At 72.7% G+C, this 14,388-nt stretch carries 14 protein-coding genes; 5 read left to right on the forward strand and 9 right to left on the reverse strand.

The genetic code is table 11. The features are described 5' to 3' along the window. Positions 1-5 precede the first annotated feature (5 nt). On the forward strand, positions 6-464 hold the full coding sequence (gene soxR / locus IEZ20_RS18710; protein ID WP_189300074.1) for a redox-sensitive transcriptional activator SoxR: 459 nt from the start codon (positions 6-8) through the stop codon (positions 462-464). 192 nt (positions 465-656) lie between these two features. Here the strand turns inward: soxR and IEZ20_RS18715 are convergent, their stop codons facing one another. Continuing rightward, on the reverse strand, positions 657-1,259 hold the full coding sequence (locus IEZ20_RS18715; RefSeq protein WP_189300076.1) for a hypothetical protein: 603 nt from the start codon (positions 1,257-1,259) through the stop codon (positions 657-659). Positions 1,260-1,466: 207 nt separating this feature from the next. Between IEZ20_RS18715 and IEZ20_RS18720 the strand changes: the two genes are divergently transcribed. Then, positions 1,467-4,256, forward strand: a complete 2,790-nt coding sequence (locus IEZ20_RS18720) for a penicillin acylase family protein (protein ID WP_189300078.1) — start codon at positions 1,467-1,469, stop codon at positions 4,254-4,256. An 18-nt stretch (positions 4,257-4,274) separates the two neighbouring features. Here the strand turns inward: IEZ20_RS18720 and IEZ20_RS18725 are convergent, their stop codons facing one another. After that, on the reverse strand, positions 4,275-5,573 hold the full coding sequence (locus IEZ20_RS18725; protein WP_189300079.1) for a serine-threonine protein kinase: 1,299 nt from the start codon (positions 5,571-5,573) through the stop codon (positions 4,275-4,277). A 30-nt stretch (positions 5,574-5,603) separates the two neighbouring features. Then, on the reverse strand, positions 5,604-6,824 hold the full coding sequence (locus IEZ20_RS18730; protein ID WP_189300080.1) for an exo-beta-N-acetylmuramidase NamZ family protein: 1,221 nt from the start codon (positions 6,822-6,824) through the stop codon (positions 5,604-5,606). Positions 6,825-6,954: 130 nt separating this feature from the next. Here IEZ20_RS18730 and IEZ20_RS18735 point away from each other — a divergent pair, with 130 nt between their 5' ends. From IEZ20_RS18735 to IEZ20_RS18745, 3 genes are read left to right on the forward strand one after another with little or no spacing between them, the layout of a single operon-like run. Continuing rightward, positions 6,955-7,728 carry an SDR family oxidoreductase gene (locus IEZ20_RS18735; protein WP_189300081.1) on the forward strand — a complete coding sequence of 258 codons (774 nt, stop codon included), beginning with the start codon at positions 6,955-6,957 and terminating at the stop codon, positions 7,726-7,728. Next, positions 7,725-9,386: a class I adenylate-forming enzyme family protein gene (locus tag IEZ20_RS18740; protein ID WP_189300082.1), complete on the forward strand. Its 1,662-nt coding sequence runs from the start codon at positions 7,725-7,727 to the stop codon at positions 9,384-9,386. The genes IEZ20_RS18735 and IEZ20_RS18740 overlap by 4 nt, the downstream gene beginning before the upstream one ends. Before the next feature lie 26 nt (positions 9,387-9,412). Further along, entirely contained in the window at positions 9,413-10,006 is a 594-nt protein-coding gene (locus tag IEZ20_RS18745) for a TetR/AcrR family transcriptional regulator (RefSeq protein ID WP_189300083.1), read from the forward strand. Positions 10,007-10,085: 79 nt separating this feature from the next. Here IEZ20_RS18745 and IEZ20_RS18750 read toward each other — a convergent pair whose 3' ends face one another. The 6 genes from IEZ20_RS18750 to IEZ20_RS18775 all read right to left on the reverse strand — a co-directional run bounded on the left by IEZ20_RS18750 (position 10,086) and on the right by IEZ20_RS18775 (position 14,363). Next, complete coding sequence (locus IEZ20_RS18750) at positions 10,086-11,300, reverse strand: acyl-CoA dehydrogenase family protein (protein WP_189300084.1); 1,215 nt, start codon at positions 11,298-11,300, stop codon at positions 10,086-10,088. Between the two features lie 5 nt (positions 11,301-11,305). Further along, positions 11,306-12,328, reverse strand: coding sequence for a phosphotransferase family protein (locus tag IEZ20_RS18755; protein ID WP_189300086.1), 1,023 nt, complete (start codon positions 12,326-12,328; stop codon positions 11,306-11,308). A gap of 238 nt (positions 12,329-12,566) precedes the next feature. Further along, positions 12,567-12,866 (reverse strand): hypothetical protein, encoded by a 300-nt coding sequence (locus tag IEZ20_RS18760; RefSeq protein ID WP_189300088.1) that lies wholly within the window; start codon positions 12,864-12,866, stop codon positions 12,567-12,569. Between the two features lie 244 nt (positions 12,867-13,110). Beyond that, positions 13,111-13,437: a DUF202 domain-containing protein gene (locus IEZ20_RS18765; protein WP_189300090.1), complete on the reverse strand. Its 327-nt coding sequence runs from the start codon at positions 13,435-13,437 to the stop codon at positions 13,111-13,113. After that, positions 13,434-13,826, reverse strand: a complete 393-nt coding sequence (locus IEZ20_RS18770) for a YidH family protein (RefSeq protein WP_189300092.1) — start codon at positions 13,824-13,826, stop codon at positions 13,434-13,436. The genes IEZ20_RS18765 and IEZ20_RS18770 overlap by 4 nt, the downstream gene beginning before the upstream one ends. Positions 13,827-13,847: 21 nt before the next feature. Next, positions 13,848-14,363 (reverse strand): NUDIX domain-containing protein, encoded by a 516-nt coding sequence (locus IEZ20_RS18775; RefSeq protein WP_189300094.1) that lies wholly within the window; start codon positions 14,361-14,363, stop codon positions 13,848-13,850. Positions 14,364-14,388: the final 25 nt, after the last annotated feature.

Here is a 14,388-nt window from a genome sequence, read left to right on the forward strand (position 1 = left end):
GAGAGGTGCCACAGATTCCCGAGAAGATCCACGAGCTGACCGTCGGCCAGTTGTCCGCGCGCAGCGGAGCCGCGGTGTCCGCCCTGCACTTCTACGAGTCCAAAGGCCTGATCTCCAGCCGGCGCACCCCCGGCAACCAGCGCCGCTACAGCCGCGACACCCTGCGCCGGGTGGCCTTCGTCCGCGCGGCCCAGCGGGTCGGCATCCCGCTCGCCACGATCCGGGAGGCCCTGACCGAACTGCCCGAGGAGCGCACGCCGACGAGGGAGGACTGGGCGCGGCTGTCGGAGAAGTGGCGCACGGAACTGGAGGAGCGGATCCAGCAGCTGAACCGTCTGCGGGACCACCTCGCCGACTGCATCGGGTGCGGGTGCCTGTCCCTGGAGACGTGTGTGCTGTCCAACCCGGACGACGTGTTCGGCGAGCGGCTCACGGGGTCGCGTCTCATGGCGGAGCGGCGCTGAGGGGGACGACCGGGCCGGGGGACGGTTCGTCGCCGGCCGCGGGCGCGCGGTGGCTGATCGCGCGGTTCCCCGCGCCCCTGGGGAGCTGCGGCCGTCGTCGGCCTCAGGGCGCCGTCACGGCTGCGCCCTGCGCGGTAAGGGTGCGGCATCCCCTACGCACCCCCGCATCGGTGCCGGTCACCGCCCGGGTCCTCAGGCCGACATCAGCAGCCGTCCCCGTCGGGCGTGCTCAAGGGCCCTCGGGTCCAGGACGGGGCGCGGCACCAGGATCCCGCAGTCCGTGCAGACCGGGCCGGACGACGGCTCGTGGTCCAGGCCGTACTTCCAGACCAGGCGCTCTCCGCCGCACACCGGGCAGGACGAGCCCGGCTCCCGCTCCAGCGCGGCGATCAGCCGGCGCAGCACCACCGCCAGCGGCTCGTCGGGGTGCACCCGCGGGTCGTCGCACCAGGCGACCCCGAACCCGCCCCAGGTCAGCCGGTGCCAGTCGTCCACGCTGCCGGGCCGGCGCAGCCCGTCGTGCTTCTCCTTCCTGCGTCGCTCGGTGAAGTCGGTCTCGTAGGCGAGCCAGACGTCACGAGCCTCCTCCAGCTCCTCCAGCGCGGCCACGAGCCGCGCCGGATCGGGGGAGCGGTCCTCGGGGCCGAAACCCGCCCGGGAGCACAGATGGTCCCAGGTCGCCCGATGCCCGTAAGGGGCGAACTTCTCCAGGCACTTGCGCAGTGAGTACCGCCGTAGCGCCAGATCGCAGCCCGGGTCGCGTACCTGTCTCGCCAGACTCCGGAAACCGGCCATCGCCCTGCACCTCCGTCACACCTGCACCTGTACTTCGGTCACTTCGGCGTCGTCGCACGGACGTCGCCGAATAGACGTATCGACAGGCGATTCGGCTCCATCCCTTCTCGGGATCTCCTTGCGGACTCCAGAAAGTGACGCATGTTCATCTTTGAACGGGGGGATACCGGCGGTAACGTTCGGCCACCCCTGTCGCTAGGAGCTGCCATGCCACGGCGAACCCCACGTACCACGCTCGACAGACTGAGAACGTCCCGCCGACTCCCCGGGTTCCTGAAGACCGCGTCGATATGCGTCCTCGTCGCCGGTCTTCTCTCACCCCTCACACAGACCGCGGCGGCGGCGACCGGGACGGCGGCCGCCAACGACTACTGCGGCGGCCGGTGTTCGGACATCCTGCCGCCCGGCGAGAACGGCAACGCGACCCTCGCCCAGATCCTGCTCAACCAGGCCTTCGGCACCCAGCCCGCGCACGCCGAGGACCAGCTCGGCCCGTACGCCGACCTGGCCACCGGCTACAAGGGACTGACCGACGCCACGGTCAACACCTTCTTCAACGACGCCTCCTTCGGCGTCCCCGCCGACCAGGTCGCCTCCACCGAGAAGCCGGCCGGCCGCGGCGACGTCACGATCGTCCGCGACAAGAAGGCCGGTGTGCCGCACATCACGGGCACCACCCGGTACGGCACCGAGTTCGGCGCCGGATACGCGGCGGCCGAGGACCGGCTGTGGCTGATGGACGTCTTCCGGCACGTCGGCCGGGGCCGGCTGACCTCCTTCGCCGGCGGCGCCCCCGCCAACCAGGGCCTGGAGCAGCAGTTCTACCGCAACGCCCCCTACACCGAGGCGGACCTCCAGGCGCAGATCGACAACGCGGTCGCGAAGAACGGCGCCCGCGGCCAGCAGGCCCTCGCCGACGTCAAGGCCTACCTCGACGGCATCAACGCCTACATCGACGCCTCCGACAGCGGCCGCTACTTCCCCGGCGAGTACGTCCTGACCGGTCACAAGGACTCCGTCACCAACGCCGGCACCATAGAACACTTCAAGGTCACCGACCTGGTGGCGCTCGCCTCCGTGATCGGCTCGCTGTTCGGCTCCGGCGGTGGCGGCGAGGTCGACAACGCCGTGTCCCTGCTCGCCGCCCAGGCCAGGTACGGGGTCGAGGAGGGCACCAGGGTCTGGGAGTCCTTCCGCGAACGCAACGACCCCGAGGCCGTCCTCACCGTCCACGACGGCGAGAGCTTCCCCTACGGCGCCAAGCCCGCCGACGCCCAGGGCCAGGCCCTGCCCGACACCGGCTCGGTCACCCGGGAACCGCTCGTGTACGACCGCACGGGCAGCGCCGGGACCGCGGCCGCGAAGAGCACCACCGCCACCGCCGCGAAGACCGCCCTCGGCTCCGCCCGGCGCGGCATGTCCAACGCCCTCGTGGTCAGCGGCAAGCACACCGCCGGCGGCCACCCCATCGCCGTCTTCGGGCCGCAGACCGGCTACTTCGCGCCGCAGCTGCTCATGCTCCAGGAGATCCAGGGCCCCGGCCTCAGCGCCCGCGGCGCCTCCTTCGCGGGCCTGAGCATGTACGTCGAACTCGGCCGCGGCCAGGACTACTCCTGGAGCGCCACCACCTCCGGCCAGGACATCATCGACAGCTACGCGGTCGAGCTGTGCCAGGACGACTACCACTACCTGTACCACGGCACCTGCACGCCCATGGAGAAGGTCGAGCAGAAGAACGCCTGGAAGCCGACCACCGCCGACGGCACGGCCGAGGGGTCGTACACCATGCGCGTGTGGCGGACCCGGTACGGCCCCGTGGAGTACCGGGCGACCGTCGGCGGCAAGAAGGTCGCCTACACCACCCTGCGCTCCTCCTACCTGCACGAGGCCGACTCCATCATCGGCTTCCAGATGCTCAACGACCCCGACTACGTCAAGGGTCCGCAGGACTTCCAGAGCGCGGCGCAGCACATCAACTACACCTTCAACTGGTTCTACGCCGACTCACAGCACACCGCCTACTACAACAGCGGTGACAACCCGGTCCGGGCGAGCGGTGTCGACAGCGAGTTCCCGGTGTGGGCGCGGCCCGCGTACGAGTGGCGGAACTGGGACCCGGCCACCAACACCGCCGACTACACCCCGGCCTCCGCGCACCCCCACTCCGTCGACCAGGACTACTACGTCTCCTGGAACAACAAGCAGGCCGAGGACTACACGACCGCGTCCTGGGGCGACGGCTCCGTGCACCGCGGCAACCTGCTGGACGACCGGGTGAAGAAGCTGGTCGCGGCGGGCGGGGTGACCCGTGCCGAGCTGGTGCGGGCCATGGCGGACGCGGGCCTCGCCGACCTGCGCGCCGAGGACGTGCTGCCCAGGCTGCTCAAGGTGATCACCTCCTCGCCGGTGACCGACTCCACGGCCGCCGCGGCGGTGGGCAAGCTCCAGGCGTGGGTGACGGCGGGCGCCAAGCGCACCGAGACCTCGGCCGGTTCCAGGAAGTACGCCGACGCCGACGCGGTCCGCATCCTGGACGCCTGGTGGCCGCTGCTGGTCAGGGCCGAGTTCGAGCCCGGTCTCGGCAGCGACCTGTACACGGCGTTCACGAGCAACCTGCCGGTCGACGAGGCGCCCTCCGCCGGACACGGACCCACCGGCTCGCACGCCGGCAGCTCCTTCCAGTACGGCTGGTGGTCCTACGTCGACAAGGACGTCCGGGCCGTGCTCGGGGAGCCCGTGCGGGGCGGCCTCGCCCGGACGTACTGCGGCGGCGGCAGCCTCACCGCCTGCCGGGACACCCTGATCAGCACGCTGAAGGACGCCGCGGGCAGGACCGCCGCCCAGGTCTACCCGGGCGACGACCAGTGCGCGGCGGGCGACCAGTGGTGCGCCGACTCGATCGTCCAGCGCACCCTGGGCGGCATCAAGCACGGGAGGATCAGCTGGCAGAACCGGCCGACCTTCCAGCAGGTCGTGGAGTACACCTCGCACCGCTGAGGTGACGCGGGCGGCGGGTCACGCGATACGGCCCGCCGCCACCACCAGCCGCGCCAGCTCGGGGTGCACGATGTCGCTGTGCGCCCCCGTCGGCGCGCCCCCGCGCCGGACCACGGCCGCCGCGTCCACGTTCACGCACCCCGACGCGGGCAGCCGGCCGTCCAGCGCCGCCGCGAGGTCCAGCCGGACCGTGCCCTGCACCGCCTGCACCCCGTCGTGCCCCAGGGCCCCCCACCGCGGCCCGAGCACGGCCGCGATCTCGTTGCCCGCGCAGGAGCGGTCGTCCCCGGCGAGCCGGGAGGCCAGCGGGTAGAACGTGCCGAGGGCCGCGTCGAAGTGCGAGTAGCAGCACACCAGCGGGCCGTCGACGCGCCGCTGCAGGTCCTTCAGCATCCCCGACCGGTCCGGGGCGTGCGGCAGCCGGGCCGCGAACGCGTAGTGCGAGAAGGCACCCTGCAGCAGGGTCACCGACTTCACCGTGTCCACGCCCCCGGGCAGCCCGCGCAGCGCGAACGCCACCAGCCGGCCGCCGAAGCTGTGCCCGACGAGGTGCACCCGCACCCCGGGAGCCGCCTGCGCCAACCGGCCCAGCAGCGGGCCGAGTCCCCGCTCACCGACCGTCCCGGCCCGCCGTTTCATCCGGTAGTACGTCGCCTGCCGCAGCAGCTCCTTGGCGCCCTCCCACGGGTTCGGGATGCCGAACTGCGGCGCCCCGGAGGAGTCGAGCGCGGCCAGCGCCCCGGCGAACTGCTCGCAGGCGGCCACCGGATCACCACCGAACACGGCGGGCTCGCCGTCCTCGTCCGTGTCGGCCACCGGCTCCGGTGCGCCGTCGTCCAGCAGCAGCCGCACCAGCCGCCCGAACTCCGCCAGCCCCGCGGTGCCGTCCGGCCGTTCGTCCAGCATCCGGGCCAGCTGGTCCAGCACGGTCGTCCGGCCCGGGAAGGCCTCCAGCAGCGCGCGCCGGGTGTCCTTGTCCAGCGCCGGACGCGGCCGCGCCTCCGCCTCCACGGCCGCCACCGACCTCGGGAAGTCGGGGATCGGCTCGTCGCTGAACCGCATCGACGGCCAGACCACGCCGACGTACCCGAGCCGGGCCTTCGGCGCCAGCCCCGGAACCGGGGCGAAGAAACGGCGGTACAGCGCCGTCGCGCCCGAGCGGTCGTTGTTCCAGCCGTGCGAGAAGACGATCAGGTCACGGACACCGCGGTCCGCGGCCTGCGCCAGCAGCCGGTCGCGTTCGGGGCCGTCCACGTCCCCGTCCGCGTCGAAGGTCAGCTCCCAGTACGGAGCCACACTCATCCCAGGATCCGCCATGCCAGGCCCCCAAGTCCCGGAGGAGGTGCGCTATGTGTACAGGAGATACCCCTTCCGCACGCGCCGGAACGCGGCGAGCTCCTCCTGCCAGGCCCCCGTCACCTCGTCGGTGCCGGCACCCGCGTCGATCATCGTGCGCACCCGGGCCGAACCGGTCAGCTTGTCGATCCAGTTGTCGGGCCGCCACGCGAAGCCGCTCCACACCTTCCGCGCGGTCACCAGCAGGGCGACGCCGGTGCGCACGGGGTCGTAGGCGGCCCGGTCGGTCACATGGATCTGCACCCCGCCGACGGTCCTGCCCTGGAACTTGGAGAACGTGGGCGTGAAGTACGCCTCCCTGAACCGCACCCCGGGCAGCCCGAGTCCGTTCGCGGCGGCGGCCCAGCGGCCGTCCAGCCCCTCGGCGCCGAGGAGTTCGAAGGGCCGGGTCGTGCCGCGCCCCTCGGAGAGGTTGGTGCCCTCGACCATGCAGGTGCCGGAGTACACCAGCGCGGTGTCCGCGGTGGGCATGTTGGGGCTCGGCGGCACCCAGGGCAGGCCCGAGGCGTCGTAGAACGCGGAACGCCGCCAGCCCGTCATGCGTACGGTCTCCAGGGGGACCGGCGTGGTCAGGAACTCCCCGTTGAACAGGCGGGCCAGCTCCGCGACGGTCATCCCGTGCGCCTGCGCGACCGGCTGCCGGCCGACGAAGGTGGCGAACTCCTTGTGCAGCACCGGCCCCTGGGCCTCGCGTCCGGTCACCGGGTTGGGGCGGTCCAGCACGACGAAGCGCTTCCCGGCGAGCTGGGCCGCCTCCATGCAGTCGTACAGGGTCCAGATGTAGGTGTAGAAGCGGGCGCCGACGTCCTGGATGTCGAAGACGACGGTGTCGACACCGGAGGCGGTGAAGACGTCGGCGAGCGGCCGGCCGCTCTTCAGGTACGTGTCGTACACCGGCAGGCCGGTCGCGGGATCGTCGTAGCGGTCCTCGGAGCCGCCCGCCTGCGCGGTGCCGCGGAAGCCGTGCTCGGGACCGAAGACCGCCGTCAGCCTGACGCGGGAGTCCTGGTGCATCACGTCGACGATGTGCTCGGTGGCCCGGGTGATGCCGGTGGGGTTGGTGACGACGCCGACCTTCTGGCCGTCCAGCAGCGCGTATCCGTCGTCGGCGAGCCGTTCGAAGCCGGTGCGCAGGTGCTCGTGGTGGCGGGGCGCCGCCGGGGCCGCCGCCAGCGCCGTCGAGGCGAGCAGGTTTCTCCGGGAGAGATGCATGGGGTCCTCCGGTGAGTGGGCACGCCCTTTGAGGTTGGAGCAGTTCCCCTTCCTTCACACATACCGACCGGTTAGTCTGGCCCGACCAGAGCCGACGCGCGCCGCGCGAAAGTCGTGTCGAAGGAGACCGATGGTGGAAGCCGTGCAGGATGCGGGAGTGGTCGTCACCGGAGCGGGTGGCGGGATCGGGGCCGCGCTGGCCCGGCGGTTCGCCGCCGAGGGGGCCCGGGTCGTGGTCAACGACCTGGACGCCGCGAAGGCGAAGGCGGTGGCCGACGAGATCGGCGGGACCGCCGTGCCCGGGGACGCCTCCGCGATCGTCGCCGACGCCCGGGACGCGCTCGGCGGCACGGTGGACGTCTACTGCGCCAACGCGGGCGTCGCCTTCGAGGACGGCGACCTCGACGGCGCCCTGGACGAGAAGACCTGGGCGACCTCCTGGGACGTCAACCTGATGGCCCACGTCCGGGCGGCCCACGCGCTGCTGCCCGACTGGCTGGAGCGGGGCAGCGGACGGTTCGTCTCCACCGTCTCCGCGGCCGGGCTGCTGACCATGATCGGCGCGCCCTCCTACAGCGTGACCAAGCACGGCGCCTACGCCTTCGCCGAGTGGCTGTCGCTGACGTACCGGCACCGGGGGGTCAGGGTCCACGCGATCTGCCCGCAGGGCGTGCGCACCGACATGCTGGCCGCCACCGGCAGCGCGGGCGACCTGGTGCTCCAGCCGACCGCGATCGCGCCGGAGGCGGTGGCCGACGCCCTGTTCGAGGGCATCGCCCAGGACCGCTTCCTGATCCTGCCGCACCCGGAGGTCGCCGGCTTCTACCAGGCGCGGGCCGGCGAACCCGACCGCTGGCTCGCCACCATGAACCACATCCAGCAGAAGTGGGAGGCCGCCCGGTGACCACCTCCCCCTACGCCGCCCGCCCCTGGCTCGCCCTGCTGGAGGAGGCCCAGCGCGCCCCGCTCGACCCCGCCGACTCCCTCGTCCACGCCCTGCGCGACGCCGTCGCCGAGGCCCCCGACCGGCCCTGTCTCGCCTACTTCGACGCCCGGCTCGGCTACCGCGAGGTCGACGAGCTGAGCGACTCCGTCGCCGCCCACCTCGTGGCGCGCGGCCTGGAGCGCGGCGACCGGGTGGCCGTCCTGCTGCAGAACTCCCCGCACTTCGTGCTGGCCGTGCTCGGCGCCTGGAAGGCGGGCGCGACCGTCGTCCCGGTCAACCCCATGTACAAGTCGGCCGAGGTGGCGCACGTCCTGCGGGACGGCGAGGTGGCCGCGCTGGTCTGCTCCGACCGGGCCTGGGAGTCGTACCTGAGGGAGACGGCCGCCGGCTCGCCGGTGCGGATCGTGCTCACCGCGTGCGAGCGGGACTTCCAGAGCCGGAACGACCCGCGCGTGCTGGCCTTCGAGCGGCTGCCCCAGGCCCCGGACGCCGATGACCTGGTCGCCGTCGCCCGGCAGGGCGGCCGGGCACCCGAGGGCCTCCTGCCGCGCCCGGACGACATCGCGCTGATCAGCTACACCTCCGGCACGAGCGGCACCCCCAAGGGCGCCACCAACACGCACGCCAACATCATGCACAACGCCGAGCGGCTGGCCACCGGGCTCGGCCTGCCCCAGGCGCCCGTCTTCTACGCCCTCGCGCCGCTCTTCCACATCACCGGCATGGTCTGCCAGTTCGGCGCCTGCCTGAGCAGCGCCGGCACCCTGGTGCTCACCTACCGCTTCGACCCCGGCGTCGTGCTGGAGGCCTTCGCCGAGCACCGCCCGCACTACACCGTCGGCCCCGCCACCGCCTACATGGCGCTCGCCGCCCACCCGGACGCCGCCCCCGAGCACTTCGCCTCCTTCGTGGACCTCGCCTCGGGCGGCGCACCCGTGCCGCCGGCCCTGGTGGAGAGGTTCCGGGAGCGCTTCGGGCCGTACATCCGGGTCGGCTACGGCCTCACCGAGTGCACCGCCCCCTGCGCTGCCGTCCCGCCCCACCTGGAGGCCCCCGTCGACCCGGTCTCCGGGACCCTCTCCGTCGGCCTGCCCGGCGCCGACACCGTCGTGCGGATCCTGGACGAGCAGGGCGCGGAGGTGCCCTTCGGCGAGCAGGGCGAGATCGTCGTCCGCGGACCGCAGGTGGTGCCGGGCTACTGGCGGCGCCCGGACGCCACCGCCGAGACCTTCCCGGACGGCGAGCTGCGCACCGGCGACATCGGGTTCATGGACGAGCAGGGCTGGCTGTACGTCGTGGACCGCAAGAAGGACATGATCAACGCGTCCGGTTTCAAGGTGTGGCCGCGGGAGGTCGAGGACGTCCTCTACACGCACCCGGCGGTGCGCGAGGCGGCCGTCGTGGGCGTGCCCGACGGGTACCGTGGCGAGACCGTCAAGGCTTATATCAGCCTCCGTCCGGGCGCGGAGGCGGACCCGGACGAACTCGCCGGGTACTGCAAGGAGAGACTGGCCGCCTACAAGTACCCGCGGCAGGTGGAGGTCCTGCCCGACTTGCCCAAGACGGCGAGTGGGAAGATCCTCCGTCGGGAACTGCGTTCCCGGAACACCGAGTGAACATCACGGAAAGGCAGGTGGCGGCAGTGCCCAGGACGACGGACGGAGACGGTACGCCCGTCCCGCAGCGGCTGCTGGCCGCCGCCACCCGGCTCTTCGCCGAGCGCGGCTACGACCGCACCTCCGTGCAGGAGATCGTGGAGGCGGCCGGCGTCACCAAGGGGGCGCTCTACCACTACTTCGGCTCCAAGGACGACCTGCTGCACGAGGTGTACGCGCGCGTGCTGCGCCTCCAGCAGGAGCGGCTGGACACCTTCGCGAACGCCGACGAGCCCGTGGAGAAGCGGCTCAGGGGCGCGGCGGCGGACGTCGTCGTCACGACGATCGAGAACCTCGACGACGCGATGATCTTCTTCCGGTCGATGCACCACCTGAGCCCGGAGAAGAACAAGCAGGTCCGCGCCGAGCGCCGGCGCTACCACGAGCGGTTCCGGGCGCTGGTGGAGGAGGGGCAGAAGGCGGGCGTCTTCTCCACGGCGACCCCGGCCGACCTGGTGGTGGACTACCACTTCGGCTCCGTCCACCACCTGTCGACCTGGTACCGGCCCGACGGACCCCTCAGCCCCCAGGAGGTGGCCGACCACCTGGCCGACCTCCTCCTGCGGGCCCTGCGGCCCTAGCGGGTCCTGGGGACCTGGCGGGTCCTGGGGACCTGGCGGGTCCTGGGGACCTGGCGGGCCCTGGGGACCTGGCGGGTCCTCAGAGGTACCGCTTCAGCTCCCGGCGGGCCAGCGACCGCTGGTGCACCTCGTCCGGGCCGTCGGCGAGCATCAGGGTCCGGGCGCTCGCGTACAGCTCGGCCAGCGGGAAGTCCTGGCTCACCCCGCCCGCGCCGTGCAGCTGGATCGCCCGGTCCAGGATGCCGACCACCGCGCGCGGGGTGGCGATCTTGATGGCCTGGATCTCCGTGTGGGCGCCCTTGTTGCCGACGGTGTCCATCAGCCAGGCCGTCTTCAGCACCAGCAGCCGCAGCTGCTCGACGGTGACCCGGGCGTCGGCGATCCAGTTCTGCACGACTCCCTGCTGGGCCAGCGCCTTGCCGAACGCGGTACGGCTCACGGCCCGCCGGCACATCAGCTCGATCGCCCGCTCGGCCATGCCGATCAGCCGCATGCAGTGGTGGATCCGGCCGGGGCCGAGCCGGGCCTGGGCGATGGCGAAGCCGCCGCCCTCCTCGCCGACGAGGTTCGCCACGGGCACGCGCGCGTGGTCGAAGACCACCTCGGCGTGGCCGCCGTGGGAGTGGTCCTCGTAGCCGAAGACCTGCATCGCCCGCCGGACCGTGACACCGGGGGTGTCGCGCGGCACCAGGACCATGGACTGCTGGCGGCGGATGTCCGCCCCGTCCGGGTCCGTCTTGCCCATCACGATGAAGAGGGCGCAGTCCGGGTTCATCGCCCCGGAGATGTACCACTTGCGGCCCGTGATGACGTACTCGTCGCCGTCCCGCTCGATGCGCGTGGTGATGTTGGTGGCGTCCGAGGAGGCCACCTCCGGCTCGGTCATCGCGAACGCCGACCGGATCTCACCGGCCAGCAGCGGCTGGAGCCACTGCTTCTTCTGCTCCTCGGTGCCGAACTGCGCCAGCACCTCCATGTTCCCGGTGTCGGGCGCGGCGCAGTTGGTCGCGGTGGGCGCGAGGTGCGGGGAGCGGCCGGTGATCTCGGCGAGGGGCGCGTACTGGAGGTTGGTCAGCCCCGCGCCGTACTCGGCGTCCGGCAGGAAGAGGTTCCACAGACCCTGCCGGCGCGCCTCGGCCTTCAGCTCCTCCACCACGGCCGGGGTGTCCCAGGGGGAGGCGAGGGCGGCCCGCTGCTCCTCCGCGACCGCCTCGGCGGGGTAGACGTACTCGTCCATGAAGGCGAGGAGCCTGGTGCGCAGTTCCTCGGTGCGCGCGTCGAACGCGAAGTCCATGCCGGTCAGCCTTCCTGAAGAGTGGTCAGTCCGTGGTGGATGAAGACGGGCACGAGGTCGCCGATGCGGTCGAAGCCGCGGCCGACCGTCTGGCCGAGCGTGTACCGGTAGTGGATGCCCTCCAGGATCACGGCGAGCTTGAACCAGGCGAACGCCGTGTACCAGGAGACGGCCGAGACGTCCCGGCCCGAACGCCGGGCGTACCGCTCGATCAGCTCCCGGGGGTCGGGGTGGCCCGGGGCCTCGGCGGTAGTGGAGACGGGGGAGTCCGGCATGCCGAGCGGCCGGCTGTACATCACCAGCAGGCCGAGGTCGGTCAGCGGGTCGCCGAGCGTGGACATCTCCCAGTCGAGGATCGCCTTGATCGTGTCGTCGTCCCCGATCAGCACGTTGTCCAGGCGGTAGTCGCCGTGCACGACGGCCGGGGCGGGGGAGACGGGCAGGGCACGGCCGAGGGCCGCGTGCAGCTCGTCGATGCCCGCCAGGTCGCGGTTGCGGGAGGCGTCCAGCTGCTTGCCCCAGCGGCGCAGCTGGCGGTCCAGGAAGCCTTCCGGGCGGCCGAAGTCGGCGAGGCCCACCTCGGCGGGGTCCACCGCGTGCAGCTCGACCAGCGTGTCCACCAGGGACAGCACCGCGTTCCGGGTGCGCTCCGCGCCGAGCGGCGCGAGCTGGTCGGCGGTGCGGTACGGCGTCCCCTCCACGAACTCCATGACGTAGAAGGGTGCCCCGAGCACCTCCTCGTCCTCGCACAGCAGCAGCGGGCGGGGGACCGGCACCTGGGTCGGGTGCAGCGCGCTGATGACCCGGTGCTCGCGCTTCATGTCGTGCGCGGTGGCCAGCACATGGCCGAGCGGGGGACGGCGGACGACCCACTTCGACGTGCCGTCGGAGAGCGCGTAGGTGAGGTTCGACCGTCCGCCCTCGATCAGCCGTCCGGTCAGGGGGCCGCTCACCAGACCGGGACGCTCGCGGTCGAGCAGGGCGCGCAGCCGGTCCAGGTCGAGTCCGGGCGGGTGGTCGGCGCTCATACATCACTCCTACGAACGGGTGAACAGGACCCGACTCATGATGCCGACCGGTCGGTATGTCGTCCAGTGTGCGCGGCGAAGATCCGCCCGAACGTGACCGGAGCCACGATAGGCCGACGGCCCCCCGGCGCGCTGCCGGGGAGCCGCCGGCCCTCGTCATGGCGGGGTCAGCGGTGGTCTCCGTCCCGTCGGGGCGCCTCGCTGCCGTCGGGCCGGTGGTCGTCTCGTTCCCGTCGGGTCAGTGGTCGTCCCAGTGGTTTCCGTGCTCGGCGTGCCGGTGCCCGCCGTGCAGGTAGTCCACGTGGTCGCCGTGCCGCACCTGCGCGTGCCCGCACTCGTCGTGGTGCACGTGCTCATGGGCCTCGTGCACGGCGTGCCCGGCCGGTTCGCACTCGTCCCAGTGGCCCGCGTGCTCCCGGTGCAGATGCCCCTCGTGCGCGTAGTCCACGTGGTCGCCGTGCGGTACGGCGCTGTGCCCGCAGCCCGGCCCGTGGCGGTGCGCCCCGTGCTCGGCGTGTTCCTGGTGGAGGGTGGTCATGGTGCTCACCTCCGTGGGGTACGGGGTGCCCGGCATCGGAACCGCCACGCGAAAGCCGTGTGCCGGGGCATCCCGGTCGCGTGGCGCACGAGTACCCCGGAGGGCCGAGGGCATGAAGGGCATCGGCCACCGCCGCTACGGCGGACCGCAGGTGCCGGGGTACGGCGAGCCGCGTGACCCCGAGGCCGGCCCCGACCCGGTCCTGGCCGGGGTGCGCGCGGTGATCCCGGCCGCGAAAAAGGTCCTAGACGACGAGCACCGCCGCGCACACCGCCAGCGCCACCGCGCACAGCGCCGCCGCCGTCGCGTGCCGGGGCGCCAGCGCGGGAGGGCGGGGGCCGGCCGTCAGGGTGCGGATGCGGTGCTGGGCCACTCCCAGGAAGCCCAGCCAGAGCGCGCCGCACACCGCGCACGCGACGATCCCGGCGGCCGGCCCCCGCCCGTGCAGCGCGCTCTTCACCGCGAGCACCGCGGCCACGGTCGCCGACAGGGTCGTACGCCGCCAGGCCAGCCGGGTGCGCTCCGGCTGGAGCCCCGGGTCCCGCTCGGCGCCCGCCGCTCCGGTGCTCATCCTTCCCACCCGACCAGCACCACCACGACCATCGCGACGGCCACCACCGCCACGACCAGGCTCAGCAGCGCCGGGAAGCGGGACGCGGGCAGGTCCTCGCCGCGTCGCATCGCCCGCTCGCAGCGCACCCAGTGGTTCACCGCGCGCAGGGAGCAGAGCACACCGGCCGCGAGCAGGGCGAGGGCGAGGCCGACGCGCCACGCCCAGCGCAGGTCCGGCAGGAACTGGTCCACCGCGAATCCGCCGCCGATCAGTGCCAGCGCGGTGCGCAGCCAGGCGAGGAAGGTGCGCTCGTTGGCCAGCGAGAACCGGTAGTCGGGCGTACCGCCCTCGTCCCGCACCCGCTCCGGCGTGAACCACAGCCGGATGTTCCGTACGAATTCGCTCACGCGGCCGACCCTACCCGGCGGTCACCGGCCCGCCCGGAACGCCCGCAGCCGCTCGTACGCCGCCCGTCCGTCCGGCACCCACTCCCACGCGCCGAGCCGCCGCTCGACCTCCTCCTCGGGCAGGAAGGCGTGCCACTGGACCTCCTCCGGCTGCGGGCGCACCGGCAGCTCGCAGCGCACCTCGTACACCGCCGACCACCAGCTGTTCCCGGCCCCGTCGTCGTACAGGAACTTGAAGAGGTACGCCGGCCGGGGCAGCCCCGTCACGCCCAGCTCCTCCTCGGCCTCCCGCAGCGCCGCCTCGTCGTACGACTCGCCCGCGCCGACGACCCCGCCGACGAACACGTCGTACAGGGAGGGGAAGACGAGTTTGGTGGCGGTGCGCCGGTGCACGAAGATCCGGCCGGCCGCGTCCCGGGCCTGGACGAACACGCAGCGGTGGCGCAGCCCGCGCACGTAGACCTCGCCGCGCGGGTACTGGCCGACGACCCGGTCGTGCTCGTCGACGATGTCGAGGATCTCGTCAGCAGGGTTCATGCCGGTATCCAAGCAGGGCGGTTCG

This window comes from Streptomyces cinerochromogenes (assembly GCF_014648635.1).
Taxonomy (GTDB): Bacteria; Actinomycetota; Actinomycetes; order Streptomycetales; family Streptomycetaceae; genus Streptomyces; species Streptomyces cinerochromogenes.

Coding starts and splice junctions, on each gene's coding strand:
- IEZ20_RS18715 (WP_189300076.1), bottom strand. CDS start 1,259: ATGGCCGGTTTCCGGAGTCTGGCGAGACAGGTACGCGACCCGGGCTGC.
- IEZ20_RS18720 (WP_189300078.1), top strand. CDS start 1,467: ATGCCACGGCGAACCCCACGTACCACGCTCGACAGACTGAGAACGTCC.
- IEZ20_RS18725 (WP_189300079.1), bottom strand. CDS start 5,573: ATGGCGGATCCTGGGATGAGTGTGGCTCCGTACTGGGAGCTGACCTTC.
- IEZ20_RS18730 (WP_189300080.1), bottom strand. CDS start 6,824: ATGCATCTCTCCCGGAGAAACCTGCTCGCCTCGACGGCGCTGGCGGCG.
- IEZ20_RS18735 (WP_189300081.1), top strand. CDS start 6,955: ATGGTGGAAGCCGTGCAGGATGCGGGAGTGGTCGTCACCGGAGCGGGT.
- IEZ20_RS18750 (WP_189300084.1), bottom strand. CDS start 11,300: ATGGACTTCGCGTTCGACGCGCGCACCGAGGAACTGCGCACCAGGCTC.
- IEZ20_RS18755 (WP_189300086.1), bottom strand. CDS start 12,328: ATGAGCGCCGACCACCCGCCCGGACTCGACCTGGACCGGCTGCGCGCC.
- IEZ20_RS18760 (WP_189300088.1), bottom strand. CDS start 12,866: ATGACCACCCTCCACCAGGAACACGCCGAGCACGGGGCGCACCGCCAC.
- IEZ20_RS18765 (WP_189300090.1), bottom strand. CDS start 13,437: ATGAGCACCGGAGCGGCGGGCGCCGAGCGGGACCCGGGGCTCCAGCCG.
- IEZ20_RS18775 (WP_189300094.1), bottom strand. CDS start 14,363: ATGAACCCTGCTGACGAGATCCTCGACATCGTCGACGAGCACGACCGG.